Consider the following 3,267-nt stretch of genomic DNA (forward strand, 5'->3'; position numbering starts at 1 on the left):
GGAGAGCACCGAGCTCTTCTTCCACCCCGAAGGGGAGCGAGGCCCGGCGCGTGCGGCTCGTGAGGCAGCTGCCAAGGCCGTCTGCGCGCGGTGTCCCGTGATCCAGGCATGTGCGGAGCACGCCCTGCAGGCCCGCGAACCCTACGGGGTGTGGGGCGGGCTGAGCGAATCCGAGCGGGAGGCCATCCTGACCGGCCGAACGCGGCGCGGGGCGGGGCGGCACAGCCCGACCCGCCCGGGGCTTGCTCCGGCATGCTGAGTCATACATGATCATGGTCATACGTGATCATGTATGTCATGGCCGCCGCGATCACAGTCGCGATGATCGCCGTGCCGGGTAGGTGTCTCCGGCGTCCCCAGTCTCGTAACGAGATGTACGGACAAGGCGACCCCAGCGGTTGGATCACCCGCGATGTGTGACCGCAGCGCTCCAGGGGCACCCACGGTGAACGCGCAAGAGGCCTGGTAGGACGTTCAGCATCGTCCTGCCAGGCCTCTTGGCGTATCTACAGCGTTACCTTCCGGCGTTCCCGCGCGACGGGACGCCGGCACATACAAGATCTTGAACACATGCAAGATCTTGAAAGAAAAATCTCCGGAGCCCCCGAGGGCAGGACCCCGTGAGCCGGACGGTCCTACCCTCGAGCGCTCTTACCGATCAGATGCTCTTACTACTTGAGACAAGCCCACGACGGTGATCCCGTTGCTCAGAAGCTCGGTCCGTGCGAGTGCGAGTGCCCACCGTGATTGTGGCCGCCGCCCTCCGGCGCGGGCTTGGCCGGCTTCTCCGTGACCAGGCTCTCGGTCGTGATGAGCAGCCCGGCGATCGACGCGGCGTTCACCACGGCCGACCGGGTCACCTTCACCGGATCGACCACACCGTCGGCGATCAGGTTGGTGAACTCGCCACGGGCAGCGTTGAAGCCACTGCCGACCGGCTGCTCCCTGACCCGAGAGACGATCACCGCTCCTTCGAAACCGGCATTGCGCGCGATCCAGGTCAGCGGGGCGGCGAGCGCGTCACGAACGATGCGCACCCCGGCCAGCTCGTCCCCGGTACGCCCCAAGCCGTCGTCGAGCACCGCGGCGGCATGCAACAGGGCCGACCCACCACCAGCGACAATGCCTTCCTCCACCGCCGCACGGGTGGCCGAGACGGCATCCTCCAGGCGGTGCTTCTTCTCCTTGAGCTCGACCTCGGTGGCCGCGCCAACCCTGATCACCGCGACACCGCCGGCGAGCTTGGCGACCCGCTCCTGCAACTTCTCACGGTCCCAGTCGGAGTCGCTGGCCTCGATCTCACTGCGGAGCTGACGCACCCGGTCGGCAACGCTCGTCTCGTCGCCGACACCGTCGATGATGGTCGTGTTGTCCTTGTCGACGACGATCCTGCGCGCCCGACCGAGATCGTCCAGGCCGACCGAATCGATCTTTAGACCAACCTCGGACGCGACGACCTGCCCGCCGGTGAGGACGGCGATGTCCTGCAGGATCGCCTTGCGCCGGTCACCGAAGCCGGGGGCCTTGACCGCGACGACCTGGAAGGTCTTACGGATGGCGTTGACGACGAGGGTCGACAGCGCCTCTCCCTCGACGTCCTCGGCAATGATCAGCAGTGGCTTACGTGCCTCCACCACCTTCTCGAGGAGGGGAAGGATGTCGTTCAACACGCTGATCTTGCCAGGGTGCAGCAACACGTAGGCGTCCTCAAGGACGGCCTCCATGCGCTCGGCGTCGCTGACGAAATACGGGGAGATGTAGCCCTTGTCGAACTGCATTCCCTCGGTGAGCTCGAGTTCCAGACCCAGGGTCTGGCTCTCCTCGACGGTGATCACACCGTCCTTGCCGATCCGGTCGATCGCCTCGGCAATCAGTTCGCCGACCTTCGCGTCCTGGGCCGAAATGGCCGCGACATGGGCGACGACCTCTTTCGAGTCGACCCCGATGGCCTGCTCCAGCAGGGCCTTCGAGACGGCCTCGACAGCAGCCTCGATACCGACCTTGAGCGATATCGGCGGCGCGCCGGCCACGACCTGACGCAGGCCGCTGCGAACCATCGCCTGAGCGAGGACGGTCGCGGTGGTAGTGCCGTCACCGGCAACGTCATTGGTCTTGGTGGCGACTTCCTTGGCGAGCTGGGCACCCAGGTTCTCGTTGGGGTTGTCCAGTTCGATCTCGCGCGCGATCGTCACCCCGTCGTTGGTGATCGTCGGCGCGCCGTAGGACTTGTCGATGACGACGTTGCGACCGCGCGGACCGATCGTCACTTTCACAGCGTCCGCGAGGGCGTTCACCCCATGCTCAAGAGCATGGCGAGCATCCTCGCTGAACGACAGAATCTTGGGCATTTAGGTGGTCCTCCCGAACCGGCTCAGGGCGTGCCCTGGAATCCCTTCGGGCCTCCGGGCACGCGCAAGAAGCCATGATCGTGCACCCTTGTGGCCCTAGGCCGCGTCCGGCGGATCGTCAATCGCGCGGATCGGCGCCCAGACGACGACCGTCCGCATCGACCAATGTCCACCGGGCACGGCCCGATGGCGACCGGGCGTGTTTCGCCGATCCGGACGAATACCGTCCAGACTGGCGAAACACGCCCTTGGATCCTTGCCGGGATACCTACTTCTCGATGATCGCCAGAACATCGCGAGCGGAGAGAACCAGGTACTCCTCGCCAGCGTACTTGACCTCGGTGCCGCCGTACTTGCTGTACAGCACGACATCGCCGACCTTGACGTCGAGCGGGACCCTCTTGCCGTCCTCGAAGCGGCCCGGCCCCACAGCGAGGACGGTGCCCTCCTGCGGCTTCTCCTTGGCCGTGTCCGGGATCACAATGCCTGACGCCGTGGTCTGCTCGGCATCGGACGGCTGTACGACAATGCGATCTTCGAGTGGCTTGATCGCAACCTTGGTGGCGGTCGTCACGATCGACCTCCCCCTTCCTGCGCTGGATGAGAGAGCGACCCTGGCGGCCTGCCGTCGCGGGTGAACAGGCGCCTGTTGTCGCTGGCACTCTCACGTGCCGAGTGCCAACTTAGCACCCGCCCCGCCCACGTCAACCAACACGGTCAGAACTGTCAAGAGCGACCTGGACGGCGATGAGCGCCAACCCCGCCAGCCAGCCGGCCCCAGCCGGCCCCAGCCGGCCCCAGCAGCCGGCCCCCGCCGAGCCCCACAGACCACGCCGGCCCGCTTACTGCGGCACACCCCCGGCGCCGGACATGGCGCCGGACACCGCGGGGACGGCAGGGACGATGGGCGCGGCCGGGA

Annotated in this window: 3 protein-coding genes; 1 reads left to right on the forward strand and 2 read right to left on the reverse strand. The window is 66.5% G+C overall.

From position 1 onward, the window contains the following. Positions 1-259 (forward strand): WhiB family transcriptional regulator (locus tag DD1DGNOD_RS22755; protein ID WP_131771004.1); only part of this gene is annotated, 259 nt, incomplete at its 5' end. Between the two features lie 448 nt (positions 260-707). On the opposite strand, the gene groL is transcribed toward DD1DGNOD_RS22755, so the two are convergent. Together groL and groES are read right to left on the reverse strand one after the other, a co-directional pair. After that, positions 708-2,348: a chaperonin GroEL gene (gene groL, locus DD1DGNOD_RS22760; protein ID WP_131771005.1), complete on the reverse strand. Its 1,641-nt coding sequence runs from the start codon at positions 2,346-2,348 to the stop codon at positions 708-710. A 268-nt stretch (positions 2,349-2,616) separates the two neighbouring features. After that, positions 2,617-2,925 (reverse strand): co-chaperone GroES, encoded by a 309-nt coding sequence (gene groES, locus DD1DGNOD_RS22765; protein ID WP_043604033.1) that lies wholly within the window; start codon positions 2,923-2,925, stop codon positions 2,617-2,619. Positions 2,926-3,267 lie beyond the last annotated feature (342 nt).

Origin of the sequence: Candidatus Protofrankia californiensis, from assembly GCF_900634765.1 — a bacterium.
Taxonomy (GTDB): Bacteria; Actinomycetota; Actinomycetes; order Frankiales; family Frankiaceae; genus Protofrankia; species Protofrankia californiensis.